Below are 25725 nucleotides of genomic sequence, written 5' to 3'. Positions count from 1 at the left end.
AAGTGCAGTGGAATTATGGTTAAAATGTGTATTTTTGAGAGTGATTATGTCTTCGTCCAAGATAGTGCTTGAAGATTTTAAAGTTAACGGTGCTTTCCATACATATGCTATTGGCTTGAATGATCAGCTTGTAACAATTCATAGTCAGCAAGCACGGGCGATTTGTTTGGCCAGATTGCTTTCGGAAGGTACGCCGGAAGTTGATAGAAGTAGTATTTGCATCGTTGGTGGTGGTGTGTCTGGGTTAACTTTCTCGCTTGAGTTACTGCGGGCAGGTTGGACAGATATTACAATACTGGAGCGTCTCCCGGATCTTATGGCGGTGCAAAACGGATGTGATACCCGATGGGTTCATCCTCATATTATTGATTGGCCTGATGTAGGTAGCGATGTAGATGAGTCTCACCTTGGTACGCTCGATTGGATCGCATCTACAGCCTCCAACGTGACTTACAAAATGGAAAAGGATTGGCTGCAAGAGGTGTCATCAATTGTTGGGTCGAAAACTTCACAGGAAACAATTTCTCATAAAGGAAGACCTGAGCGAGTCATTTCTGTACACGTGGGGGTGACTTATATAAATGTTTCACCGTACATAGGTGGAGTCGAAGTCGAGTGGATTAGAGATTCACGTGTTAGGCCGGTAGGATTTGCCGGGTCAAAAGGGGGGAATAGTGGCTTGGAGCGTTTTTCTCGCCTCGTACTGGCAACGGGCTTTGGAATCGAGTCAGATGTTTCTTCCTCATACTGGCGGAATGAAAACTATGGCCAACTTCATATAGATGGTATTCAACGTATTTCTATTGTTTCTGGGCTAGGGGATGGAGCGATCAGTGACTTGCTTCGATTGACCACTAAGCACTTTCGGCCGGATCGCGCAATTAAAGAAATTACTCAGCTCAACGATATTCATGAAAAACTTCAAGAAATAAAACTGAAGGTGCGTAGCGAAGATAATTTTGATTTGCTAGGCGCGCTTAATAAGTTTAGTGCTAGGCGAAAAGGGGTTACTGATAGTTGGAAAGGGATTCTTAAGTATTTTAATGATAATCGAAGAGAGGATACTAGGGTTATTTTGTATAGTTATAAGGGGGAAGGGTTTTGCAGTATGTTTAATGGTTCTCCGGCATCTTTTCTTAATAAGTTTTTTCTTTTTGTTTTGTATAAGTCAGGTGCGTTTCAATATATTGATTCTAATTCCGGAGAGCTTGAGTCGGTTGCAAGAATATACTCTATTAGTCAAGAAGGTGTGATAAGGCGTCATGGCGTTAACAAGGTTGAAATGGTCAGAAAGTTTCTGAAAACTACAGGTGATATTTCATTTAATCCTCAGCCTTATGACAGGTGTATGGCGTATCTTTTAGACGCAAGAAAGCGTGAGGAAGAGCGATTGTTAATTGAAGGCGCAGGGGGTGGAGTAATGTCAGAGGTAATGCAAGCGCTGTTTGATGATGTTAACTCATAAACGAGATATTTTTGTGAACGCGGGGTTTCATTACGCTCATTATTTGGACTTTTGGTTATGAAAATAGCATCGACCCTCATCCGCGAAACCTTCCCCGTCGGCCCGTTGCAGTGCAACTGCACGATCATCGGCGATCCGGTCACGAAAAAGGCCATCGTGGTCGATCCGGGCGGCAATCACGAGCTGATCCTGGCTCGGCTCGACGCTCTGGGCCTGAAGGTGGTCAGCATCATTCACACCCACGCGCACCTGGATCATTTCCTGGCCTCCGGTCAGTTGAAGGAAAAAACCGGCGCGACTTTGCACCTGCACAAGGAAGATCAGTTCCTTTGGGACAATCTGGAGATGCAATGCCAGATGTTCGGTGTGCCTTATACCCCGGTTCCATCCCCCGATCGGTGGTTGGCCGATGATGAAGAACTGGCTTGCGGCTGCGGCGTGGCATTGCACACGCCAGGTCATACGCCGGGTTCCATGAGCTTCTGGTTTTCAGAGGCCAAGTTGCTGATTGCCGGTGACACGCTGTTTCGTCGCGGGGTAGGGCGCACCGATTTGTGGGGTGGCGATCAGGCGACCATCGTGCGTTCGATCAAGCAGCGCCTGTATACCCTTGATGAAGACGCGACAGTGGTGACCGGGCATGGTCCGGACACGCGTCTGGGCGATGAGATGCGCGAAAACCCTTTTGTGCGGGCTTGACGGTAATCGATGGAATTTTTGTCGCCTGAAGTGATCCAACGCCCGCAAAGGCAGATGCCTTGGTCCGTTGCACCACAGAATGCAAAAAGTAGGAGCTCTTCATGTTCACCAAGCAGCGTTTGATTATTGTCGCTACGGCTGTGGCCTTGCTGTCTGGCTGCGCCTCGCCTAACCCTTACGATAACCAGGGACAGGTCGACAGTGGTTCCGAGGGCATGAGCAAAACCGCGAAGTACGGTGGCCTAGGCGCACTGGCCGGCGCGCTCGCAGGTGCCGCTATCGGCCACGATAACCGGGGCAAGGGTGCGCTGATTGGCGCCGCCGTGGTGGGCGCTTCCGCTGCCGGTTACGGTTATTACGCGGACCAGCAAGAGAAAAAATTGCGCGCCAGCATGGCCAACACAGGTGTTGAAGTGCAGCGCCAAGGCGATCAGATCAAGCTGATCATGCCGGGCAATATCACGTTCGCTACCGATTCAGCGAACATCGCCTCAAGTTTCTATCAGCCGCTGAACAACCTGGCAGGTTCGCTCAAGGAGTTCAGCCAGAACCAGATCGAGATCGTCGGCTACACCGACAGCACCGGCAGCCGTCAGCACAACATGGACCTGTCCCAGCGTCGCGCCCAGAGCGTGGCAACCTACCTGACCTCCCAGGGTGTGAGCGGTGCCAACCTGTCGGCGCGCGGTGCCGGCCCGGATAACCCGGTTGCCAGCAACGGTGACGTCAATGGCCGGGCGCAGAACCGCCGGGTCGAGGTCAACCTCAAGGCAATTCCGGGCCAGCAGTATGGTGGCCAGCAGCCGGGTACGGTTCAGCAGTACCCGTAATCGCCTGACTGAACCCCAGGCGTAAAAAAGCCCGTCCGATCCTAAACAGATCGGGCGGGTTTTTTTGTCGCCAGTTCTGGCCCCTTCGCGAGCAAGCCCGCTCCCACAGGAAGTTGTGTATTGCCACTATCTTGTGATCGACATAGAACACTGTGGGAGCGGGCTTGCCCGCGAAGAGGTCCGGCTGGGCGCCCGAGATACTGGATCAGAAACAAAAAAGCCCCCGGACAATCACTTGTCCGGAGGCTTTTTGTGTCGCGCGAAACCTGATTACTTCTTCAGGCCGTAATGCTCATCGAGCATGCCCGGCGCGTTCGGGGCTTTTGGGGCGTAGTCGCGAGGCGGTTCCTGATTGCGCGGTGGCGTCAGGCGTTCCCGTGGGGCCGCTGCCGTGTCGGCGTGCAGCGAGGCCAGCAGGCGTTGGCGGGTTTGCTCGTCCAAGGCCAGGCGGTTGGCACCCTCGGCGAGATGATCCTGCACTTCCTGATAGCTCTGAGTCAGTTTCTTGACCAGGGTTGCAGTGCTGTTGAAGTGAGTAACCACCTCGTTCTGATAACTGTCGAAACGTTCCTGAATGTCATCCAGCTGACGTTGTGTGCTGCTCGGCGCGGCGCTTGGCACCAGGCGAGCGATCAGGAATCCGACGGCGACACCCACAACCAGGGCAAGAGTCGGCAACAACCAAACTAAGAGCGAGTGTTCCACGAGTCCTTCCTCTATAAACGGCTTTGCTTTACGTTAACGGCTCGAACCTGCGCTGTATACCGCGATTCACTCGCAATACACTCGCACAGACAATTTGCTAGACGAGTCGACCCGATTCGAGGTCACGGAGTTCCTTCCTTGCTTATGCGCGAAACCCCTGTAGTGATTGATGGTCCGGTCGGTCAACTGGAAGCACTGTATCTGGATAACGAAGCGCCTCGCGGTATCGCGCTGATCTGCCACCCGAACCCGGTGCAGGGCGGCACCATGCTCAACAAAGTGGTCTCGACCCTGCAGCGCACCGCGCGCGATGCCGGTTTGATTACCTTGCGTTTTAATTACCGTGGCGTCGGTGCCAGCGAAGGCACACACGACATGGGTACCGGCGAAGTCGACGATGCTCAAGCGGCGGCCGAATGGCTGCGGGCGAAACATCCTGATTTGCCGCTGACCCTGTTCGGTTTTTCCTTCGGCGGTTTTGTTGCAGCAAGTCTCGGTGGACGCCTGGAAGCGAAGGGCGAACAGCTTGAGCATGTGTTCATGGTCGCGCCTGCGGTCATGCGCCTTGGCGATCAGGATCAACTGCCACACCACGGCGAGTTGACCCTGATCCAGCCGGAAACCGACGAAGTCATCGACCCGCAAGCCGTCTACGACTGGTCCTCGAAACTCGAGCGCCCCCATGAGCTGCTGAAAGTGGCAGAATGCGGACACTTTTTTCATGGCAAGCTGACCGATCTCAAGGATCTGATCCTGCCGCGTCTTTCGAATTGATTGCAGTCTGACAAGCGATTACCCATGACGACTCGTACCCGTATCCTCACCGGCATCACCACTACCGGCACGCCGCACCTGGGCAACTACGCCGGCGCCATCCGCCCGGCGATCCTTGCCAGCCGCGACAGCAATGCCGATTCGTTTTACTTCCTGGCCGACTACCACGCCCTGATCAAATGCGATGACCCGCTGCGCATCCAGCGCTCGCGTCTGGAAATCGCCGCGACCTGGCTGGCCGGTGGCCTCGATGTGGACCGCGTGACGTTCTATCGCCAGTCCGACATCCCGGAAATCCCCGAGCTGACCTGGCTGCTGACCTGCGTTGCCGCCAAGGGCCTGCTCAACCGCGCACACGCTTACAAGGCCTCGGTGGACAAGAACGTCGAAACCGGCGAAGACCCGGATGCCGGCATCACCATGGGTTTGTACAGCTACCCGGTGCTGATGGCCGCGGACATTCTGATGTTCAACGCGCACAAGGTCCCGGTCGGTCGTGACCAGATCCAGCACGTGGAAATGGCCCGCGACATCGGCCAGCGCTTCAACCACCTGTTTGGCCAGGGCAAAGAATTCTTCACCATGCCCGAGGCGCTGATCGAAGAAAGCGTCGCCACGCTGCCAGGCCTCGACGGTCGCAAGATGTCGAAAAGCTACGACAACACCATCCCGTTGTTCAGCAGCGCCAAGGAAATGAAAGACGCGATTTCGCGGATCGTCACCGACTCCCGTACTCCGGGCGAAGCGAAAGATCCGGACAATTCGCACCTGTTCACCCTGTTCCAGGCCTTCGCCACCCCGGCGCAGTCCGACGAGTTCCGCAGCGAACTGTTGCAGGGCCTGGGTTGGGGCGAGGCGAAGAATCGTCTGTTCCAGCTACTCGACAGCGAGCTGGGCGAGTCCCGCGAGCGTTATTACCAACTGATTGAACGCCCGGCTGATCTGGAAGACATCCTGCAAATCGGCGCCAAAAAGGCTCGTGCCGTGGCGACGCCGTTCCTCAACGAACTGCGTGAAGCGGTCGGCCTGCGTTCTTTTGTGGCCCAGACCCAAGTTGCGGCGACCACAAAAAAGAAAGCCGCGAAAGCTGCGCGTTTTGTCAGCTTCCGCGAAGACGACGGCAGTTTCCGTTTCCGTCTGCTGGCGGCCGATGGCGAGCAATTGCTGCTGTCGCGCAACTTCGCCGACGGCAAAACCGCCGGTCAGGTGACCAAGCAACTGCAAGCGGGCCAGCCATTGGACGTGCGCAGCGAAGACTTGAGCTTCAGCGTCTGGCTGGAAGGCGAGTGCGTTGCCGATAGCCCGGCCTTCGCCGACAGTGCTGCTCGCGACGTCGCCATCGACGCCCTGCGGATTGCGCTGACGCCGGTTCAGGAATAATCAACGGCGCGGCCCGACCAAGGGCCGATTGCCATTCCCACGGGCCGTCGCTACAGTGACGGCCCGTTTTTGTTGCCTTGCTAACGAATTATGACGCCCCTAGAACGATATCAAGCTGATCTGAAACGCCCGGAATTCTTTCATGACGCCGCGCAGGAAACCGCCGTGCGCCATTTGCAGCGCCTGTACGACGATCTGGTCGCAGCCTCGCAGAACAAACCGGGCCTGCTGGGCAAACTGTTTGGCAAGAAAGAACAGGCGCCGGTCAAGGGCCTGTACTTCTGGGGCGGCGTGGGGCGCGGCAAGACTTACCTGGTCGACACCTTCTTCGAAGCGCTGCCGTTCAAGGAAAAGACCCGCACTCACTTCCACCGCTTCATGAAGCGCGTGCACGAAGAAATGAAAACCCTCGGTGGGGAGAAAAACCCGCTGACCATCATCGCCAAGCGTTTCTCCGACGAATCGCGAGTGATCTGTTTCGATGAGTTCTTCGTCTCCGACATCACCGACGCCATGATTCTCGGCACGTTGATGGAAGAGCTGTTCAAGAACGGCGTGACCCTGGTCGCCACTTCGAACATCGTCCCGGACGGCCTGTACAAGGACGGCCTGCAACGTGCGCGTTTCCTGCCGGCCATTGCGCTGATCAAGCAGAACACCGAGATCGTCAACGTCGACAGCGGCGTCGATTATCGCCTGCGTCACCTCGAGCAAGCGGAGCTGTTCCACTTCCCGCTCGATGAAGCGTCCCACGAAAGCCTGCGCAAGAGCTTCCGCGCCCTGACGCCGGAATGCACTGCAGCGGTCGAAAACGACGTGCTGATGATCGAAAACCGCGCAATCCGTGCGTTGCGCACCTGCGATGATGTGGCCTGGTTCGACTTTCGCGAACTGTGCGACGGCCCGCGCAGCCAGAACGATTACATCGAACTGGGCAAGATCTTCCACGCCGTGCTGCTCAGCGGTGTCGAGCAGATGAGCGTCACCACTGACGACATCGCCCGACGCTTTATCAACATGGTCGATGAGTTCTACGACCGTAACGTGAAGCTGATCATTTCCGCTGAAGTCGAGCTCAAGGATCTCTACACCGGCGGTCGCCTGAACTTCGAGTTCCAGCGCACTCTCAGCCGTCTGCTGGAAATGCAATCGCACGAATTCCTGTCACGGGCGCATAAGCCTTAGGCGAATTCGGAAAACCAAAAGGGCCTGCAAAATACGCAGGCCCTTTTTTGTGCACCGTAGATCCCCTGTGGGAGCGGGCTTGCTCGCGAAAGCGGTGTATCAGTCGACATAAATATTGCCTGTTAGACAGCTTTCGCGAGCAAGCCCGCTCCCACAGGGTTGTGCGTCAACTTTCAAAAAGATAGTTCGCCAATTCCTCCTGTCGCTGGCAACCCACCAGCAGCCACAACAGGATTCTGGCTTTGCGCGGACAGAGAAACCCCGCCATCAAAGCGCCTCTGCGCCTCAGGTCTATCTCGCCACCCTTGAAACCATACGTTGAGCGAGCGGTGGAGCCCGAACCCGTCCGGGTGGCAACGATCACCGGAATCTTCTGAGCGATTGTTTCGATCCCGTCAGCCCAGCTCTCGGAAACATGCCCCGCACCGAAACCCGCGATTACCAGTCCGTCATAGCCCAGCGCGAGGATACTTTCCAATAACAGGCTGTCGGCAGATAGCGATGCCTCCAGAAGCGCAATCCTCTGTGTGGTTTGAAAAGGCAATGACAGGACTTTGCGCAGAGGCGCCGGGCGTAGATAGCGAACAGTGTCCTCCACCAACAGACCCGCTGGACCCACGATGGGAGAAGAAAACGCCTGCAACGCCAATGAATCGGTTTTGCGCACGGCGCTTGCCGAGTGAATCTGCCCGCTCATGACCACTTGGACACCGCGCGAACGGCTACTACACGCCAGCGCCACCCGACAGGCATCCAGCAAATTTGCCGGACCATCAGCCCCGGCCTGGCCTGCCGAACGCATTGCGCCCGTCAGGACCAGCGGAGCGTCGTGGTCCCACAGATAGTCAAAAAATGTGGCGGTTTCTTCCAGTGTGTCAGTGCCCTGAATGATGACGACACCCGCGGCGCCTTGCTTGATCTGGAAATTCGCCCAGGAAAGCACGCTTAGCAGAAACTCGAAATCCAGTGAGGCACTGGGCAGCAGTCCGAGCGTTTCAATGGTCACCTCGGCCAGCAACGTCAATTCCGGAACGGATGCCAGCAGCGTTTCGCCACTGACTGTCGGGATAACGCCTTCATCGGCGTTTCTGGCTTGCATGCTCACAGTACCGCCAAGTGCGGCTATGGCCAGTTTGGGCAAGTCCATGTGATACCTCGCTTGAGTGTGAAGAAGTCGGCTGTACCCCGTTCGAGGCACAGCCGATGGCGACGTGGGTCAGTTGGCGATCAGGAAACCGATAAACGGAATGATCAGCAGCGTGCTGATGGCCATCGACAGCACATTGCCGATGAAGCCATGCATGTCGGGCGGTAATCGCTTGGCAATCGCGCACGCCAGAGGCGGTGCAATCAAGGCGCCGAGCAGTGCGCTCATGACGATGACCTGCCAGCTGCCGCCGTACGTCAGAACCGCCGCCGGCACCACGGACACCAACGGAACGTAGGTGGGATACCAGCCAAGCGACATCCATTGTCGACGCCAGATCACCACGCCCAATGCTGAAGTCAGCGCCTGCGCAGCGATCAGTTGTGGCAGCAAGGCCGAGCCGTAAACCGGACTCAACGGATTCAGCGTGAACGCCAGCAGAGCACCGAGTATCAGACCAAGGCTGGCCCATTCGTTGCCATAGAACGGCGCTTCCGAAAAGTCAGCCAACACCCGGCGCAGGCTCCAGACGACACCATAGTCCGGCGCTTTGGTGATGGCGGTTTCGGGCGCTGGACTGGACGGTTTCTCACAGGCGTCGGATTTCACCAGGCTCGGCAGGTAACGACACAACAGAAAGGCAAACACGCTGGCGACCGCCATGCCCGAGACATTGCCAATCACCACGGGCAATTCCAGTGGGTTGCACACGTAATTGACCATCAGCAAACACATCGGCGTAACGAGTACCGCCCCCAGGATTGCGCCGTTGATCGTGACCTTCCAGCCTCTGCCGAACATCAACACCATGGCCGCCGGCAATGAAACGAATGCGGCAAACGTCGGTTGCCAACTGTCGGCAGCCACCGTCCAGCCCCAAAGCAGATTGCTTAGCATCAGCCCAAGCAACGAACTGGTCACCAGCCACGGCCACAATCCGCTGCCGTAGGAGATGGCAAAGCCTTGCCAGGCTTTCCCGGTGCGGTTCGCCCGGTAGGCCAGATACGCGCCCGCCAACAACCCGATGGAGGCGAACTCGTGTTTGTAGAACGCCACCTCGCTGATGTCCCCCAGCACCCAGCGCAGCCACGCGCTCGGTTCGGGGAGGTTCAAAAGCAGATGACGATAGTCGGGCCAATGGGCGGCCCAGGCAGAACGGTGAGTGAATGACAGCCAGATGATCAGCAATGCCGTGCCGAGCATCAGCAAGAGGATGGCGATGTCCAGTGATGATCTCGCGGCGAGACGATCAGGCAGGTTCTTTTCAGTGGTGGATTCCATCGGTCATGGCCCCTTATCAACGCGGCAGACAAGGGTGCTGGGTGTAACCGAGCATCTGATCGTAGAGATCGGCTCGACGATCGCGATGCAGATCGTTCAAGTCGTTCCAGATCGGCGCACTGCGGGAACTGGTCAGGTCGATGTCAGCGAACAGGATCTCCTGTTTGTCTGCCGAAGCCACCGCGCCAATCGGCCAGCCGTTGGTGCCGGCAATCAGTGAGCAACCCAGGTAACGCGCGCCTCGCTCTTCGCCGATCCGGCTGGCCGCCGCGATAAACACATTGTTTACGTGCGCCGCTGTCATCGTCAGGTAGGACGCCATGCACTTGCCGGCGTCGTCGAAGAGCGGCGGCGGCGTCCAGACCCAGTTGTTCAGGCTGCAAATGATGTCGGCGCCTTGCTGACTGAGAATTCGCGGCACTTCCGGAAACCAGATGTCCCAGCAGATCAACAAACCGATGCGGCCGATCGGTGTATCGAAAACCGGAAAGCCCAGATCGCCGGGGGTAAACCAGAGTTTCTCCAGGTTCCACAAATGAGCTTTTCGATACTTGCCGATAAAGCCGTCAGGCCCGACCAGAACGCCGGTGTTGAAGAGGCGCATGCCGTCGCGCTCGGTCAGGCCGGCTACAAGATAAACCTTGTGTTGTCGTGCAAAGTCCATCCAGAGCTGCACGCTTGGCCCGTCGGGAACGGACTCCGCATGGGCAAAGGCATCCTGGCGATTGCTGAAGAAATAGCCGGTATTGGAAAGCTCGGGCAGGACGATGAGATTCGCTCCACCGTTGACCGCTTCCAGGGCTAATTCCAGGCTGCAACGCAGGTTATCTGCACATTTCTCGGTGCCCACTTGCGGGTCGAATTGCACGACTGCTACACGAACAGGGCTTGTTGGATCGCTCATTCTTCGGTTTTCATGAACAACAGGCATTCGTCCAAAGCGGCGAGCCCGATGTAGCGGGGTCTGTCGAAACTGAGCCCGGCGCAATCATGAACAGCTTCGGCGTGCAGGTAGGGTGAGGGCAGCGGATTGCCCTTTGCATCCACTCGACCGTGGATCAGTTGCAACCGGCTACTGAATCCGAAGATGGCTGTGCGCAGCGGGTAAAGGCAGCAGACGTCGTAGAACGCACCCCAGCTGCCGTCACCGATGCCGATCGCGTAGAAAATCGCGGACTCTTCTGCAGACATTCCCAAACCGCCAAAGTCCCCGGGCGAGCGTTCATCCAAGGCTTCCAGTGTCGGCATGCGGACCAGGTCACGGAACGAAATGCTCTCGTATTTTTCGACGATGGCGCCCCATATGGCTTCCCATTCCTGGCTGGCGTACACCTGTGCAACGTGCAGGGTCATGCGATCGGAAAAGGCTTTCCACTTGGCGTAGACCTTTTGCAGATCTTCGCCCGGAGGTGGAGTCATGCCATCGACGTTGGTCCATATCAACATGTGCGGCGTCGGCCCGCCGTCCAGGCGGCCCTCTCGAAGATAAATGCCGGTCGAACGGACCCATTGGCTACCGGGGTTGGGGAAATCCGAAAACGCCAGATCAAATGCCTTGGTGTAGTAGGTCATCAGCGATCGGCCTTCTGTCGGCGACTCGTCCGCCCGGTTGAAGAAGGGCATGCGCATGGCACCCATTTCAAACGGGGTATGGCTTTGTGTGGAGTGTGGATTTGCGGCAACGGTCAGGTGCCTGCCGCCGATGCGCGTGGATTGTTCGATGAGGGAGATATGGGTGAAGCCGCAGCGATACAGTTCTCTGGCCGCAGTCAGTCCGGTGACTCCGGCGCCGATGATACAAATCCTGTGCTGCGGATCAGTTGCCCTGGCGATGCCGCTTTCCTGTTCAACCAGTGCTCGATAGTCGAAGCACAAATCGGGTGGGTTGGGGAAACGGGCGGCCCACTTGTTTTTCTCCGAGTGCTTTTTGGGGGCATTTTCCTGGGGCAGGTATGGCGGGTAGTCGTAGCTTGATCCGATAGTCACTGATGATCTTCCCTGATGGTGTTTGCAGGGAAGATGTTGCGGTTCCGGGCGATCAGCGCCTAGCCGTCAAACTGGGCTCGCGGGTACTCTTCATTCGTTTTTTATCGTGGGAAAAAAGCTGACTCCTGTAGGAGCGAGCTTGCTCGCGATGGACGCCAGCGATAACGCGTAGTCTCTGGATACACGCGTCGTCCTGAAGTCCATCGCGAGCAAGCTCGCTCCTACAATAGGCATTATGTATGGCAGGTCTTTTTGTTCGGCAGGAATCCCCTTCCGGATCCAGGGTTACGCCGCTTGTTGAAACTGCTGCCGATACTGGTTCGGTGACAACTCCGTGTGCTGGCGGAACAGCCGCGCAAAGAAGCTCGCATCGTCGTAACCGACCTCATAACTGATGGTCTTGATGCTTTTGCGGCTGCCAGACAGCAGACCCTTGGCGGTTTCGATACGCAGGCGTTGCAGGTAATGCAGCGGCTTGTCGCCGGTGGCGGTCTGGAAGCGGCGCATGAAGTTGCGGATGCTCATGCCGTGCTCGCGGGCGACGTCTTCGAAGCGAAACTTGTCGGCGAAGTGTTCTTCGAGCCAGTGCTGGATCTGCAGGATTATCACGTCCTGGTGCAGCTTCTGGCCACCGAAACCGATGCGCCCCGGCGAGTAGCTGCGCTGCACTTCATAGAGTATGTCGCGGGCCACGGCCTGGGCCACGTTGGCGCCGCAGAAGCGTTCGATCAGGTAGATGTAGAGGTCGCACGCCGAGGTCGTGCCGCCGGCGCAATACAGGTTGTCGGCGTCGGTCAGGTGCTTGTCCTGATTGAGGTGCACCCTCGGAAAACGCTCGGTAAACGCGTTGAAGAAACGCCAGTAGGTGGTCGCTTCCTTGCCATCGAGCAGCCCGGCTTCGGCGAGCCAGAACACCCCCGTGGCCTCGCCGCAGAGTACCGCGCCGCGAGCATGTTGCTGGCGCAACCACGGCAGGACCTGTGGATAACGTTGGCAAAGGGTTTCGAAATCGTCCCAGAACGCCGGGAGGATGATGACATCAGTGTTTTCCAGGCCGCCGTCCACCGGCATGATCACATCGCTGAAGCTGTTCACCGGTTTGCCGTCGGGGCTGACCAGCCGCGTTTCGAACGCCGGTGTCAGGCCCTGGCCCAGTTGTTTGCCGTAACGCAGGCTGGCCAGGTGGAAGAAATCCTTGGCTTGCATGAGGGTGGAAGCGAAAACCCGGTCGATAGCCAGGATGCTGACGCGCCGCAAGGGCGTGGAGACTTGGTTAGACATAATTCAACTTTATTCTTATAGGGGAAAGTGGTCACCAGACGGCTGGATCGTCTTATTTTTTGTCTGATGTGTCCAGTGTCCTGTATCGGATGTGCGGCTTAGTCTCTGAAGGTCAATTCCTTCTAACAATAACGACAGGTGCCGCATGATCCCCAGAACCTTGTTCAGTCCCGAGCACGAACTTTTTCGCGACAGCGTACGAACCTTCCTCGAAAAAGAGGCTGTGCCGTTTCATGGGCAATGGGAAAAACAAGGCTATATCGACCGCCAACTCTGGAACAAGGCGGGGGAGGCGGGAATGCTCTGTTCGCACCTGCCGGAAGAGTACGGTGGGTTGGGGGCGGACTTTCTCTACAGTGCGGTGGTGATCGAAGAAGTGGGTCGTCTGGGGCTGACCGGGATCGGTTTTTCCCTGCATTCCGACATCGTTGCGCCGTACATCCTGCATTACGGCAGTGAAACGCTGAAACAAAAATACCTGCCAAAACTGGTGTCCGGCGAGATGGTCACTGCGATTGCCATGACCGAGCCGGGCGCCGGCTCCGACTTGCAAGGGGTGAAAACCACTGCGGTGCTCGATGGCGACGAATACGTGATCAATGGTTCGAAAACCTTTATCACCAACGGCTATCTCGCGGATCTGGTGATTGTCGTGGCCAAGACCGATCCGAAGGCGGGCGCGAAGGGCACCAGTCTGTTTCTGGTCGAGGCCAACACGCCTGGCTTCGCCAAGGGCAAGCGTCTGGAAAAAGTCGGCATGAAGGCGCAGGACACCTCGGAGCTGTTCTTCCAGGATGTTCGTGTGCCGAAAGAGAACCTGCTGGGGCAGGCCGGGATGGGTTTTGCCTATCTGATGCAGGAATTGCCGCAGGAACGCCTTACGGTCGCTGTTGGCGGGCTGGCCTCGGCTGAGGCTGCGCTGCAATGGACGTTGGAGTACACCCGCGAACGCAAGGCGTTCGGCAAGGCGATTGCCGACTTCCAGAACACACGATTCAAATTGGCGGAAATGGCGACTGAAATTCAGATTGGCCGGGTCTTCGTCGATCGCTGTCTGGAGTTGCACCTGCAAGGCAAACTCGATGTGCCAACGGCGGCGATGGCCAAGTATTGGGGCACGGACCTGCAGTGCAAGGTGCTCGACGAGTGCGTGCAGTTGCATGGCGGCTACGGGTTCATGTGGGAATACCCGATCGCCCGGGCGTGGGCGGATGCGCGGGTGCAGCGGATTTATGCTGGCACCAACGAGATCATGAAGGAGATTATTGCCAGATCGCTTTGATTTGCGGTGGCTGGACTGACGCCTTCGCGAGCAAGCCCACTCCCACCCGTGCTCTGTGTTGATCACAAATGTGTGCATCAACACGGAACCCATGTGGGAGCGGGCTTGCTCGCGAAGCTTTTTACCTATCGATCAAGGTGCAGGATTCGGGTGATCCTTGTGAATCGCCTCAATCCCCTCCAACACTTCATCGGAAAGTTTCAGCTCGAAGCTGGCAATGTTGCTGTCCAGCTGTTCCAGCGTCGTTGCGCCAATGATGTTACTGGTCACGAACGGCTGCTGCGTCACGAACGCCAACGCCATTTGCGCCGGGTCCAGGCCGTGCTCACGGGCCAGTGCCACATAACGGCTGCACGCCGCTTCCGACTGTGGATTGAAATAGCGGCTGAAGCGGCTGTAGAGACTCAGGCGACCCTTCGGTGGACGCGCGCCACCTTCGTACTTGCCTGACAGGAAACCGAACGCCAGCGGCGAATAGGCCAGCAGGCCGCACTGTTCGCGGATGGCGATTTCCGCCAGGCCGACTTCGAAGCTGCGGTTGAGCAGGTTGTACGGGTTCTGGATCGACACCGCGCGCGGCCAGCCACGCGCTTCGGCCAGCGCCAGGAAACGCATGGTGCCCCACGGCGTTTCATTGGACAGGCCGATGTGGCGGATCTTGCCGGCCTTGACCTGTTCGTCCAGTGCTTCGAGGGTGTCCTCCAGCGGCGTCAGGTTGGCTTCGATCTTGTGTTTGTAACCCAGTTGGCCAAAGAAGTTGGTACTGCGCTCAGGCCAGTGCAACTGATAGAGGTCGATGTAATCGGTTTGCAGGCGCTTGAGACTCGCATCCACCGCTTCGGTGATGTGCTGGCGGTTGTGACGCAGGTTTTTGTCGCGGATGTAGTCGATGGTGTTGCCGGGGCCGGCGATTTTGCTGGCCAGGATCCAGTCGGCACGATCACCGCGGCTTTTGAAGTAATTGCCGATGTAGCGCTCGGTGGTGGCGTAGGTGTCGGCCTTCGGCGGCACCGGGTACATCTCGGCGGTGTCGATGAAATTGATCCCGGCGCTTTTGGCCCGTTCAATCTGTGCGAAGGCTTCAGCCTCGCTGTTTTGCTCGCCCCAGGTCATGGTTCCGAGGCAGATGGCGCTCACGTTCAGATTGGTTCGGCCTAGCTGGCGATAGTCCATCGGGTGCTCCTTGGGCAAAACAATCATAAAAGCAGGTTGAAATATTTTTCGCAATCTGCATAATTGCGCACCTCTTTCTGCAGTGGAAGTGATGCGCCGCCGCCGAAGAATCTTGCCGTTGAACGGACGCGCCGACCCGAGCCCCCGAAAGCGTCTGTATCCGGCTGCCTTTGACTTGTCAAAGTACGCACTATTCAGTAAGATCCGCCGTCTAATTTACAGGGCGGCCCCTGAGGCTATAAAGAATGAAAACTTTTACTGCTAAACCGGAAACAGTACAGCGCGACTGGTTTGTCGTCGACGCTGCAGGTCAGACCCTGGGTCGTCTGGCCACCGAAATCGCGAGCCGTCTGCGTGGCAAGCATAAAGCTGAGTACACTCCTCACGTTGACACCGGCGATTACATCGTCGTTATCAATGCCGAGCAGATTCGTGTAACCGGTGCTAAAACCACCGACAAAATCTACTACTCCCACTCCGGTTTCCCGGGCGGCATCAAGTCGATCAACTTCGAAAAGCTGATCGCTAAAGCCCCTGAGCGCGTGATCGAGACCGCGGTCAAAGGCATGCTGCCTAAGAACCCGCTGGGTCGCGACATGTATCGTAAGCTGAAAGTCTATGCGGGCGCTGTACACCCTCATACTGCTCAGCAGCCCCAAGAACTGAAGTTTTAACGGAATAGTTCATTATGTCGGCGACTCAAAATTACGGCACTGGCCGTCGCAAGACCGCAACCGCACGCGTTTTCCTGCGTCCGGGCACTGGTAACATCTCCATCAACAACCGTTCGCTGGATAATTTCTTCGGCCGCGAAACTGCCCGCATGGTAGTTCGTCAGCCGCTGGAATTGACTGAGACTGTCGAGAAGTTCGACATCTACGTCACCGTGATTGGCGGTGGTGTAAGTGGTCAAGCTGGCGCAATCCGCCACGGTATCACTCGCGCTCTGATGGACTACGACGAAACCCTGCGTGGCGCTCTGCGCAAAGCTGGCTTCGTTACCCGCGACGCTCGTGAAGTTGAACGTAAGAAAGTCGGTCTGCGTAAAGCGCGTAAGCGTCCGCAGTACTCGAAGCGTTAATTCGCTTTCTCGTTCAAAAAGAACGCCCAGTTTCCTCACGGAGCTGGGCGTTTTTTTATGGGCGCGATTTATCAAAGAATTGCTCTGTGACAACTTGCCACAGCCGTAGAGCCCCTATACTGCAAGGCTTGGCAGTGGAGCCCTTCGGTAATTACCTTGTCAGAATTGGGGCTTTTCATTACCATTCGGCAAAATTTTTATAAGTACAAAGTTTTATTTAGTAGATGCCTGATTTAACAGGCCACAAAGCTGATGGGAGAGGACTGAATGAGCAATGACGGCGTGAATGCAGGCCGGCGTCGCTTCTTGGTAGCAGCCACATCCGTGGTGGGTGCTGCAGGAGCGGTGGGGGCTGCGGTCCCGTTCGTGGGGTCATGGTTTCCCAGTGCCAAGGCGAAAGCCGCAGGTGCACCGGTGAAAGTGAATGTCAGCAAAATCGAGCCAGGCCAGCAGATGATTGCTGAGTGGCGCGGTCAGCCGGTGTTCATCGTCCGCCGTACCGAGGAAATCCTGGGGAATCTGAAAAAGATCGAGGGCCAGCTGTCTGACCCGACCTCCAAGAACTCGACACAACCGACCTATGTCGACCCGGAAACGCGTTCGATCAAGCCAGAGGTTCTGCTGCTGATCGGTATCTGCACGCACCTCGGTTGCTCGCCGACCTTCCGTCCAGAAGTGGCACCTGCGGATCTGGGCAAGGATTGGGTAGGTGGTTATTTCTGCCCTTGCCACGGTTCCCACTACGATCTGGCTGGCCGCGTCTACAAGTCGCAACCCGCGCCTTTGAACCTGCCAGTTCCCCCGCATTCCTATGAGACCGATGAGATCATTGTCATTGGCGTCGATACGGAGAAAGCGTGATGAGCAAGTTCATGGATTGGGTTGATGCGCGCTTTCCTGCAACCAAAATGTGGGAAGACCATCTCAGCAAGTACTACGCCCCGAAGAACTTCAACTTCTTCTATTTCTTTGGTTCCCTGGCACTGCTCGTTCTGGTCAACCAGATCGTCACCGGTGTCTGGCTGACCATGAGCTACACCCCGTCGGCGGAAGAAGCATTTGCCTCCGTCGAATACATCATGCGCGACGTCGAGTACGGCTCGATCCTGCGTCTGCTGCACTCCACCGGCGCTTCGGCGTTCTTCATCGTGGTCTATCTGCACATGTTCCGTGGCTTGCTCTACGGTTCGTACCAGAAACCGCGTGAGCTGGTGTGGGTCTTCGGCATGCTGATCTACCTGGCACTGATGGCGGAAGCCTTCATGGGTTACCTGCTGCCGTGGGGCCAGATGTCCTACTGGGGTGCCCAGGTGATCATCTCGCTGTTCGGTGCGATCCCGGTCATCGGCAACGACCTGACCCAGTGGATCCGTGGTGACTACCTGATTTCCGGTATTACCCTGAACCGCTTCTTCGCCTTGCACGTTGTTGCCCTGCCGATCGTGATTCTCGGTCTGGTGGTGCTGCACGTTCTGGCGCTGCACGAAGTCGGCTCGAACAACCCGGACGGCGTGGACATCAAGAAGTACAAAGACGAAAACGGCGTACCGCTGGACGGCATTGCCTTCCACCCGTACTACACCGTGAAAGATATCGTCGGCGTGGTGGTGTTCCTGTTCATCTTCTGCTCGATCGTGTTCTTCTTCCCGGAAATGGGCGGCTACTTCCTCGAGAAGCCGAACTTTGAAGTGGCGAACGCGTTCAAGACGCCAGAGCACATCGCTCCGGTTTGGTACTTCACCCCGTTCTACGCGATTCTGCGGGCGATTCCGGACAAGCTCCTGGGCGTTATCGCCATGGGCGCGGCCATCGCTGTGCTGTTCGTCCTGCCATGGCTGGACCGTAGCCCGGTCAAGTCGATGCGCTACAAGGGCTGGTTGAGCAAGATCTGGCTTTGGGTGTTCTGCATCTCGTTCGTGATCCTGGGTGTGCTGGGCGTACTGGCCCCAACCCCTGAGCGTACGTTGCTGTCGCAGGTCTGTACGTTCCTGTACTTCGCCTACTTCATTCTGATGCCGTTCTACACCAGGCTCGAGAAGACCAAACCGGTTCCGGAAAGGGTGACTGGCTGATGAAAAAGCTATTTGCTGTACTGATTCTTGCTGCTTTGCCTGTACTGTCCTTCGCGGCTGAACACGGTGGTCCTGAACTGGAAAAGGTCGACATCGACGTTTCCGACAAGGCCGCCATGCAGGACGGCGCACGTACGTTCGCCAACTATTGCATGGGCTGCCACAGCGCCAAGTTCCAGCGCTACGAGCGTGTTGCCGATGATCTGGGCATTCCTCACGATCTGATGTTGTCGAAACTGGTGTTCACTGGCGCCAAGATCGGCGACCACATGAGCATCGGCATGCAGCCGGCTGACGCCAAGACCTGGTTCGGTGCTGCACCGCCCGACCTGACCCTGGTGGCTCGTGTTCGTGGTACTGACTGGCTTTACGGTTACCTGAAGTCGTTCTATGAAGATCCGTCGCGTCCTTGGGGCGTGAACAACAAGGTCTTCCCGAACGTGGGCATGCCTAACGTACTGGTTGGCCTGCAGGGTCGTCAGGTCGTCGGTTGCAAACAGGTCCAGATCGTCGAAGACGGCAAGAAGCAATATGATCCGCTGACCGGTACCGCGCTGACTCATGAAGCGTGCGATCAGCTGACCATCGTGCCGAAGAGTGGTGCTCTGACCGAAGAGCAGTTCGATGAGAAGGTCAAGAATCTGGTAACCTTCCTCGCTTACTCGGCTAACCCGGTTAAGCTGCAGCATCAGCGCATCGGTACCTACGTCTTGCTGTACCTGGCGTTCTTCTTCGTATTCGCGTACTTGCTCAAGCGCGAATACTGGAAAGATGTGCACTGATAAAGTTTCAAGCAATTGCTGTCAATCGCGCGCGCCCAAGGGCGTCTCTGAAGGTGTAACGAGCCTGGTGATCCAGGCGTTACGGGAGGCGCCCTCTGGGCGCGCTCGTTTTTCCGCTTCCGATAATTTCAACAAGCGAGGAGGACCGCCATGGGCGTGACCAATCGGTTGGCCTGTTACTCCGACCCCGCCGACCACTATTCCCACCGAGTGCGCATCGTACTTGCAGAGAAGGGTGTCAGCGCCGAGATCATTTACGTGGAAGCTGGCCGCCAGCCGCCTAAACTGATTGAGGTGAACCCTTACGGAAGCCTGCCCACCCTGGTCGATCGTGACCTGGCGTTGTGGGAGTCGACCGTGGTGATGGAATATCTGGATGAGCGTTACCCGCATCCGCCTCTGCTGCCGGTTTATCCAGTGGCGCGTGCCAACAGCCGTTTGCTGATTCATCGTATTCAGCGTGACTGGTGTGGTCTGGTGGATCTGATCCTGGATTCGCGGACCAAGGAAGCAGCCCGCGTGGTGGCTCGTAAAGAGCTGCGCGAAAGCCTGACGGGCGTGTCGCCGTTGTTCGCCGACAAGCCGTTTTTCCTCAGCGAGGAACAAAGTCTGGTGGATTGCTGCCTACTGCCAATACTCTGGCGCTTGCCGATTCTGGGTATTGAACTGCCGCGGCCTGCCAAGCCGCTGCTTGATTATATGGAGCGCTCGTTTGCGCGTGAGGCTTTCCAGGCGAGTCTGTCTGGTGTCGAACGCGATATGCGCTAAGGCTTAAGGAGCCGCTATGAACTCCAGTCGACCTTATCTGGTCCGCGCGCTCTACGAGTGGATTGTGGACAACGATTGCACCCCGCACATGCTGGTCAATTCCGAGTATCCGTCGGTGCAGGTGCCGCAAGGTTTTGCCAGTGACGGACAGATTGTCCTGAACGTATCGCCGGCCGCCGTGCGTCATTTGCACATGGACAACGAAGCCGTCAGCTTCGAAGGGCGCTTCGGTGGCGTGCCGCACACCCTGTACGTGCCTATCGCATCGATCCTGGGCATTTACGCCCGGGAGAACGGTCAGGGCATGGTGTTTGATCTGGAATCGCCTATGGAAGACGAGGAAGAGATCGAGCCGGATGATGAACTGCCGCCACCGGACAGTGAGCCGCCGCGTCCAAGCGGTCGACCCAGTTTGAAAGTGGTGAAGTAATAAAAAAGGCGATCCGAAAGGATCGCCTTTTTTGTGCGCGTAATTCGTGTGGGAGCGGGCTTGCTCGCGAAAGCGGAGTGTCAGTCAACATCATTGTTGAAAGTTAAGCCGTCTTCGCGAGCAAGCCCGCTCCCACAAGGGGGGGATCAGTCGATGTATTCGAACAACTTCACAATCTTCTGCACGCCGGAAACACCCTGCACCAGGTTAGTCGCCTGAGCCGCTTCCTGTTTGGTCAGCAAACCCAGCAAATAGACGATGCCATTCTCGGTGACAACCTTGATGCGTGAACCCGGGATGTTCTTATCGGTGAGCATCTGGGTCTTGATCTTGGAGGTCAGCCAGGTGTCGTTCTGACGGGCAAGGAAGCCGGAGGGTGGCAGCACTTGCAGTTCGTTGTGCACCGTCTTCACACGCTGGACGGCAGCGGCAGCCTGTTCGGCCTTGGCCTTAAGATCTGCGCGTGGCGTTTGGCCGGCGAGCAGCACGACACCGTTGAAGCTGGTGACGACGATATGCGAATCGTTGTCCAGGGCCGGATCGGCCTTGGCGATGTTCACACCCACCTTGGTGTCGATCAGAGAGTCGTCGATCTTGCTGCCTAAGGTGCGCGTGCCGCGGTCATCATCGATCGGCGCTTCACGGCTGGCGTTAACCACCGAGGTGCAGCCGCTGATGCCAAGGCACAGGGTCAAGGCCAGAAGGCCTAGGCGATTAGGGGTCATTCTTCACTCCCGAACAGTTGGCTGTCGATCAAGTCGCAAAGGCAATGGATCGCCAGCAGGTGGACTTCCTGGATACGTGCAGTGACGTTTGCCGGTACGCGAATCTCGACGTCCTCGGGCAATAGCAGCGACGCCATGCCGCCGCCATCGCGACCGGTCAATGCTACGACAATCATTTCGCGATCATGTGCGGCCTGGATCGCTTGAATTATGTTTGCCGAATTGCCGCTGGTGGAAATCGCCAGCAATACGTCGCCCGGCTGACCGAGCGCGCGGATTTGCTTGGAGAAGATTTCGTTGTAGCTGTAGTCGTTGGCGATCGAGGTGATCGTCGAACTGTCGGTGGTCAGCGCGATGGCCGGCAGGCTCGGGCGCTCGCGTTCGAAGCGGTTGAGCAGCTCGGACGAGAAGTGCTGAGCGTCGCCAGCGGAACCGCCGTTGCCACAGGAAAGCATTTTGCCCTCATTGAGCAGGGCGTTGACCATCACCTGGCTGGCTTGCTCGATGTGCGGTGCAAGTACGTCCATCGCCATTTGCTTGGTGTCGATACTGGCCTGAAAAAGCTGGCGAATTCGGGATTGCATGTCCATCTGTGTGACCTTAATTAGCGCGGCTACTCGGCACATGAATGTGCAGCCCGCAAAGCAAAGAGCAAAATTGTTGGGTGAAAGTGTCCGTTTCGGGGCGCTCGCGATCAGCTGTCGAAGGCATTCTGCAGCCAGTTCAACTGATCGTGGCTGCTGTCGATGGCAACCACGTCGAAACGGCAAGGGGAATTGGCCCAACGTGACTCGCGCTGAAGAAAATACTGCGCGGCAAAAATCAGTTTCTGCCGTTTGCGCCCATCGATGCTATCGAGCGCGCCACCCCATTGAGTGTTTTTTCTGTAGCGAACTTCAACGAATACTACTGTATCGCCATCAAGCATGACCAGATCAAGCTCGCCGCGTTTACACAACCAGTTCTGCGCCAGCAGGCGCAGACCTTGTTGCTGAAGATGCTCGAGCGCATGGCGCTCGGCATCTTTACCGCTTTGCTGGCGTGACCTGTCAGGCATCAGCGCGGGGTGTCCGGCAGGCGTTGAACCTGGCCGTTGACGAACTGTGCCCACGGCAACTGACGTACGACGCGCTGGTTCTGAGTCATGCCCAGGCTGCCCGATTGACCTTCGATGCGGCTGTCCGGCAACGCCTTGAGTTGCCCCAGGCGTGGAGCCAGACGATAGGCATCGACGCCCATCGCATACAGGCGACCCAGGCTGCCGCCGGCTTGTGGCCATTGCGCGGTCACTTGCTTGCGCAGTGGGTCGTTGGCATCCAGCAACCATGGGGTTTCGCAGAAGCGAATGCCGTTCATGTCGTTGTACTGGTTGACGTCGCCGCTGGCACTGAACACGTGGGAGGTGGCGTAAACCGGTACGTCACCCGCGTATTGGAAGTTCAGGGTCGGTTTGATTTGCTGGGCTTGCTGAGGCGTGGCGGCCAGGAAGATGAACTCGATGTCCTGGCGGCGCGACGGCTGGGCGGCTACCTGCGAGCCAACAGTGCTTTGCAGGCTCTTGGCGCGGCCTTCGCTCTGGCGCAGCTGGAACATGTCGGCAATCTGCTGGGCCAATTGCACCGGCTGGTCGACACGTTCGGTGGCAACGATACTGCCGCCGTTGGCTTGCCAATCCTGGCTGAACGCTCTCAGTACGCGATCGCCCCATTCGCCTTTTGGCACCATGATGGCGGCGCGATGCAGGCCGTCGGCGCGAGCGCGGCGGGACACTTCGCGAGCTTCGTCTTCAGCGGCAAGACCGAACTGGAACAACTGCGCCGGGCCTTGTTCGCCTTCGCTGTAATTCAGCGCCAGGGTTGTGATCGGCAGTTGCGGACGAGCGCTGAGCTGTTTGACCAGCGGTTTCTCCAGCGGGCCGACGACCAGTTGCACGCCATCGGCCTGAGCCTTGCGATAGAACTCGTCGAGGGAAGTCAGGCGCGAGCTGTCGTAGAACTCGATGGCTGGCGGCTTCTGACCGGCTTGTTGAGCCTGGTAGTGAGCGGCCATGAAACCTTCGCGAAGCGCTTTGCCAACCGATGCCAGCGGGCCGTCTTGCGGCAGCAGCAGGGCGATCTTGCCCAGGGGCTGACTGGCCAGTTCCTTGAGTTTGGTCAATGGCAGCGGCAGCTGGACGGCGGCCGGGTGTTTGGGATTTTGGGCGCGCCAGTTGTCGATCGCGGCTTGCTGCTGCTCCACAGTGCCGGCAGTTTTCACGGCCAGCGCCAAGCCCATCCAGCCACCGAGGTCGTCGTTGGTGGTCGGCTGCAGTTGATCGGTTGGCAGTGAGGCGATCAGGGTCCAGATCGCTTCGTGGTTTTTGCTTGCCGCTTCATCGCTCAGCATCGGCGCAATGAAAATACGCTGCCGTGCGGCGGCGAGGGTCTGGCCATCGGCCTCAAGGGCACGGGCATGCACGGTGCCGGTGCGAACCTGTTGCTCGACGGGCAATTCGCCCAGACGTTGCAGGCTCGGGTGGCTCAAGGCAGTCAGCGCTGCTTTTGGCTGGTTGCGCACCATGGCCAGTTCAGCCGCCAGGGTGCTGGCGAACACCTGTTGGCCAGGCTTGAGTTGTTCGACCGGCACTTGTTGCAGGATTTGCGCGGACTGGCCGGCATTGCCCTGGCGATAAGCCAGGTCTGCCGCACTCAGGCGAAGCAGCGCCGCTTGCTCCGGCGTTTTGCTTTTGGCGGCCTGATCGAGCAGTTGCTCGATGCTGGCATCCGGGGTCCGTGGAAGTTCGCCAAGGCTGGAAGAGGGCGAGCTGGCGCAAGCCGCCAGCAAGGCAGCGAGGCAGAGGGCAGTGAACAGCCGCAGGCAAGCGATCATGTAGTGTTCCTGTTACTCGATCAAATTAGCGTGGAATTGTACCCAAGCACTGGCCGGGGCGCGATGTTACTGGCGTGAATCGATCAATTTAGCTCGTGCAAATGTTGCAGCACCGCACAAAAGGTTGAAAAAACCGGGCTTGCTTGCGCGTATCGAAAACATCGCTACGCGCTACAATGGCGGCTTTTACCGATCATGAGGTGTGCGCTTTGACTGCTCCAGGTGCTTTGAATTCCGCTGCTGGCTCGCTTTATGTGGTGGCGACGCCCATCGGCAACCTGGACGACATCAGTGCGCGCGCGCTGAAGATCCTGCGCGAAGTGGCATTGATCGCCGCCGAAGACACGCGTCACTCCCAGCGGTTGATGCAGCACTTCGGCATCCCCACGCCGCTGGCGGCCTGCCATGAACACAACGAACGGGATGAAGGTAGCCGCTTCATTACCCGCCTGCTCGCCGGCGATGATGTGGCGCTGATCTCCGATGCCGGCACGCCGCTGATTTCCGATCCGGGTTATCACTTGGTGCGTCAGGCCCGCGCGGCGGGAATCAACGTGGTGCCGGTTCCGGGCGCCTGTGCATTGATTGCGGCGCTGTCGGCGGCGGGCCTGCCGTCGGATCGTTTTATCTTCGAAGGCTTCCTGCCGGCCAAGGCCGTCGGGCGGCGTGCTCGTCTGGAGCTGGTAAAAGAAGAGCCGCGCACGCTGATTTTCTATGAAGCGCCGCACCGCATCCTTGAATGCCTGCAAGACATGGAGCTGGTCTTTGGTCCGGATCGTCCGGCGTTGCTGGCGCGGGAACTGACCAAAACCTTCGAAACCCTCAAAGGCCTGCCCTTGGCCGAGCTGCGCGAGTTCGTCGAGTCGGACAGCAATCAGCAGCGCGGTGAGTGCGTGGTGTTGGTGGCGGGCTGGTCAGCCCCTGAAACCGAAGATGCCGTCAGCAGTGAAGCCATGCGCATCCTCAACCTGTTGCTCGAAGAGATGCCGCTCAAGCGTGCCGCGGCATTGGCGGCGCAAATTACCGGCGAGCGCAAGAATGTTCTGTATCAGGTCGCGCTGGATAAACAGAAGGGCGAGTAAAACCCGACGTGCTGGAGTGGCTTCAGGCGTTTAGCGCTTGTTCTTCGGGCGCTCTGCCGTTAACCTTCGCGGCGGAGAGTCGATCGGACAGTCGCTGCCCTCTATGAAAATTAGGGGGGGGAGGAAAGTCCGGGCTCCATAGGGCGAAGTGCCAGGTAATGCCTGGGAGGCGTGAGCCTACGGAAAGTGCCACAGAAAATAACCGCCTAAGCGCTTCGGCGCCGGTAAGGGTGAAAAGGTGCGGTAAGAGCGCACCGCACGTCTGGCAACAGTTCGTGGCTAGGTAAACCCCACTTGGAGCAAGACCAAATAGGGTCCCAAGGCGTGGCCCGCGCTGGGACCGGGTAGGTTGCTAAAGATGTCCAGTGATGGCCATCGTAGACGAATGACTGTTCAAGACAGAACCCGGCTTACAGATCGACTCTCCACCTTTTTTTCTCCCTGTTTGAATGATTGAGCAGGGCGCTCGTAATGGCAGTTTCCCTCCTTGCACAATCCATCGCATATCCTCTTTTGTAATACCGAAAAAATCTTACTCTTAACAAACTACTTTAACTTCTGAACGCAGCCTTCAGTGCTGATTCAAGTTATTGGACAGATTCATTCCCCGGATTCTCGTTACCCCTCCTGATACGCTCCTAAATCTCAGTTCTGTAAGGGTTTTCCTTTTATCCGCGCCTTGACGGTGCGGTGGCCGCATTCCTATAGTGTGCGCAAGTGGCGGAAAGT

25 protein-coding genes, 1 other RNA gene and 1 pseudogene are annotated in these 25725 nt (G+C 57.5%); 16 read left to right on the top strand and 11 right to left on the bottom strand.

Annotated elements, in window-relative coordinates; translation table 11 throughout:
• The first annotated feature begins 46 nt into the window (after window positions 1–46).
• From ACA073_RS21695 to ACA073_RS21685, 3 genes are all read left to right on the top strand, one after another.
• Entirely contained in the window at window positions 47–1465 is a 1419-nt protein-coding gene (locus tag ACA073_RS21695; protein ID WP_497399376.1) for a hypothetical protein, read from the top strand.
• A gap of 57 nt (window positions 1466–1522) precedes the next feature.
• Window positions 1523–2164 (top strand): MBL fold metallo-hydrolase, encoded by a 642-nt coding sequence (locus tag ACA073_RS21690; RefSeq protein WP_497399375.1) that lies wholly within the window; start codon window positions 1523–1525, stop codon window positions 2162–2164.
• Window positions 2165–2265: 101 nt separating this feature from the next.
• On the top strand, window positions 2266–2994 hold the full coding sequence (locus tag ACA073_RS21685; protein ID WP_497399374.1) for a YiaD family glycine zipper/OmpA-like lipoprotein: 729 nt from the start codon (window positions 2266–2268) through the stop codon (window positions 2992–2994).
• Between the two features lie 270 nt (window positions 2995–3264).
• Here ACA073_RS21685 and ACA073_RS21680 read toward each other — a convergent pair whose 3' ends face one another.
• Entirely contained in the window at window positions 3265–3699 is a 435-nt protein-coding gene (locus ACA073_RS21680) for a Z-ring associated ZapG family protein (protein WP_497399373.1), read from the bottom strand.
• 144 nt (window positions 3700–3843) lie between these two features.
• Between ACA073_RS21680 and ACA073_RS21675 the strand changes: the two genes are divergently transcribed.
• The 3 genes from ACA073_RS21675 (at window position 3844) to zapE (ending at window position 7038) form a co-directional block, all read left to right on the top strand.
• A complete protein-coding gene (locus ACA073_RS21675; protein ID WP_497399372.1) occupies window positions 3844–4473 on the top strand; it encodes an alpha/beta hydrolase in 630 nt (209 codons plus the stop codon).
• A 24-nt stretch (window positions 4474–4497) separates the two neighbouring features.
• Complete coding sequence (locus tag ACA073_RS21670; protein WP_497399371.1) at window positions 4498–5853, top strand: tryptophan--tRNA ligase; 1356 nt, start codon at window positions 4498–4500, stop codon at window positions 5851–5853.
• Window positions 5854–5943: 90 nt separating this feature from the next.
• Entirely contained in the window at window positions 5944–7038 is a 1095-nt protein-coding gene (gene zapE / locus ACA073_RS21665) for a cell division protein ZapE (RefSeq protein WP_461953295.1), read from the top strand.
• Between the two features lie 166 nt (window positions 7039–7204).
• Here zapE and ACA073_RS21660 read toward each other — a convergent pair whose 3' ends face one another.
• From ACA073_RS21660 to ACA073_RS21640, 5 genes and pseudogenes are all read right to left on the bottom strand, one after another.
• Window positions 7205–8185, bottom strand: a complete 981-nt coding sequence (locus ACA073_RS21660; protein WP_497399370.1) for an asparaginase — start codon at window positions 8183–8185, stop codon at window positions 7205–7207.
• A 69-nt stretch (window positions 8186–8254) separates the two neighbouring features.
• On the bottom strand, window positions 8255–9466 hold the full coding sequence (locus tag ACA073_RS21655) for a hypothetical protein (protein ID WP_497399369.1): 1212 nt from the start codon (window positions 9464–9466) through the stop codon (window positions 8255–8257).
• 16 nt (window positions 9467–9482) lie between these two features.
• Window positions 9483–10370: a nitrilase family protein gene (locus tag ACA073_RS21650; RefSeq protein ID WP_461953298.1), complete on the bottom strand. Its 888-nt coding sequence runs from the start codon at window positions 10368–10370 to the stop codon at window positions 9483–9485.
• Window positions 10370–11452 (bottom strand): annotated as a pseudogene (locus tag ACA073_RS21645) (NAD(P)-binding protein); the annotation flags it as partial. The pseudogene ACA073_RS21645 and the gene ACA073_RS21650, both read right to left, overlap by 1 nt.
• 285 nt (window positions 11453–11737) lie before the next feature.
• Entirely contained in the window at window positions 11738–12634 is an 897-nt protein-coding gene (locus ACA073_RS21640) for a GlxA family transcriptional regulator (RefSeq protein WP_497404182.1), read from the bottom strand.
• 244 nt (window positions 12635–12878) lie between these two features.
• Here ACA073_RS21640 and ACA073_RS21635 point away from each other — a divergent pair, with 244 nt between their 5' ends.
• Window positions 12879–14015: an acyl-CoA dehydrogenase family protein gene (locus ACA073_RS21635; RefSeq protein ID WP_497399368.1), complete on the top strand. Its 1137-nt coding sequence runs from the start codon at window positions 12879–12881 to the stop codon at window positions 14013–14015.
• Window positions 14016–14147: 132 nt separating this feature from the next.
• Here the strand turns inward: ACA073_RS21635 and ACA073_RS21630 are convergent, their stop codons facing one another.
• Window positions 14148–15188, bottom strand: coding sequence for an NADP(H)-dependent aldo-keto reductase (locus tag ACA073_RS21630; RefSeq protein ID WP_497399367.1), 1041 nt, complete (start codon window positions 15186–15188; stop codon window positions 14148–14150).
• 245 nt (window positions 15189–15433) lie between these two features.
• On the opposite strand from ACA073_RS21630, the gene rplM reads away from it, so the two are divergent.
• The 7 genes from rplM (at window position 15434) to ACA073_RS21595 (ending at window position 20321) form a co-directional block, all read left to right on the top strand.
• Window positions 15434–15862 (top strand): 50S ribosomal protein L13, encoded by a 429-nt coding sequence (gene rplM, locus ACA073_RS21625; protein WP_007905295.1) that lies wholly within the window; start codon window positions 15434–15436, stop codon window positions 15860–15862.
• Window positions 15863–15876: 14 nt separating this feature from the next.
• Entirely contained in the window at window positions 15877–16269 is a 393-nt protein-coding gene (gene rpsI, locus ACA073_RS21620; protein WP_003205364.1) for a 30S ribosomal protein S9, read from the top strand.
• A 267-nt stretch (window positions 16270–16536) separates the two neighbouring features.
• A complete protein-coding gene (gene petA, locus ACA073_RS21615) occupies window positions 16537–17130 on the top strand; it encodes a ubiquinol-cytochrome c reductase iron-sulfur subunit (protein WP_150633468.1) in 594 nt (197 codons plus the stop codon).
• The gene (locus ACA073_RS21610) at window positions 17130–18341 is read left to right on the top strand and encodes a cytochrome b (protein WP_046026710.1); all 1212 of its coding nucleotides are present in this window, start codon (window positions 17130–17132) and stop codon (window positions 18339–18341) included. The genes petA and ACA073_RS21610 overlap by 1 nt, the downstream gene beginning before the upstream one ends.
• Window positions 18341–19123, top strand: coding sequence for a cytochrome c1 (locus tag ACA073_RS21605; protein WP_008025956.1), 783 nt, complete (start codon window positions 18341–18343; stop codon window positions 19121–19123). The genes ACA073_RS21610 and ACA073_RS21605 overlap by 1 nt, the downstream gene beginning before the upstream one ends.
• Before the next feature lie 150 nt (window positions 19124–19273).
• On the top strand, window positions 19274–19891 hold the full coding sequence (locus tag ACA073_RS21600) for a glutathione S-transferase N-terminal domain-containing protein (RefSeq protein WP_007905304.1): 618 nt from the start codon (window positions 19274–19276) through the stop codon (window positions 19889–19891).
• Between the two features lie 16 nt (window positions 19892–19907).
• Window positions 19908–20321, top strand: a complete 414-nt coding sequence (locus tag ACA073_RS21595; protein WP_461953305.1) for a ClpXP protease specificity-enhancing factor — start codon at window positions 19908–19910, stop codon at window positions 20319–20321.
• A 146-nt stretch (window positions 20322–20467) separates the two neighbouring features.
• Here ACA073_RS21595 and ACA073_RS21590 read toward each other — a convergent pair whose 3' ends face one another.
• From ACA073_RS21590 to ACA073_RS21575, 4 genes are all read right to left on the bottom strand, one after another.
• On the bottom strand, window positions 20468–21046 hold the full coding sequence (locus ACA073_RS21590) for a BON domain-containing protein (protein ID WP_214378574.1): 579 nt from the start codon (window positions 21044–21046) through the stop codon (window positions 20468–20470).
• The gene (locus ACA073_RS21585) at window positions 21043–21636 is read right to left on the bottom strand and encodes a phosphoheptose isomerase (RefSeq protein ID WP_008025961.1); all 594 of its coding nucleotides are present in this window, start codon (window positions 21634–21636) and stop codon (window positions 21043–21045) included. The genes ACA073_RS21590 and ACA073_RS21585 overlap by 4 nt, the downstream gene beginning before the upstream one ends.
• Before the next feature lie 104 nt (window positions 21637–21740).
• Window positions 21741–22103, bottom strand: a complete 363-nt coding sequence (locus tag ACA073_RS21580) for a YraN family protein (RefSeq protein WP_497399366.1) — start codon at window positions 22101–22103, stop codon at window positions 21741–21743.
• The gene (locus ACA073_RS21575; RefSeq protein ID WP_497399365.1) at window positions 22103–23914 is read right to left on the bottom strand and encodes a penicillin-binding protein activator; all 1812 of its coding nucleotides are present in this window, start codon (window positions 23912–23914) and stop codon (window positions 22103–22105) included. The genes ACA073_RS21580 and ACA073_RS21575 overlap by 1 nt, the downstream gene beginning before the upstream one ends.
• 176 nt (window positions 23915–24090) lie before the next feature.
• Between ACA073_RS21575 and rsmI the strand changes: the two genes are divergently transcribed.
• Window positions 24091–24996, top strand: a complete 906-nt coding sequence (rsmI, locus tag ACA073_RS21570; protein ID WP_497399364.1) for a 16S rRNA (cytidine(1402)-2'-O)-methyltransferase — start codon at window positions 24091–24093, stop codon at window positions 24994–24996.
• Between the two features lie 75 nt (window positions 24997–25071).
• An RNA gene (gene rnpB, locus ACA073_RS21565) (RNase P RNA component class A) lies at window positions 25072–25425 on the top strand.
• Window positions 25426–25725: the final 300 nt, after the last annotated feature.

It is taken from the genome of Pseudomonas sp. LBUM1670 (assembly GCF_059695695.1).
The sequence above is the reverse complement of the archived record's forward strand: the minus strand, read 5'-3'. Positions and strand labels throughout refer to the sequence as shown.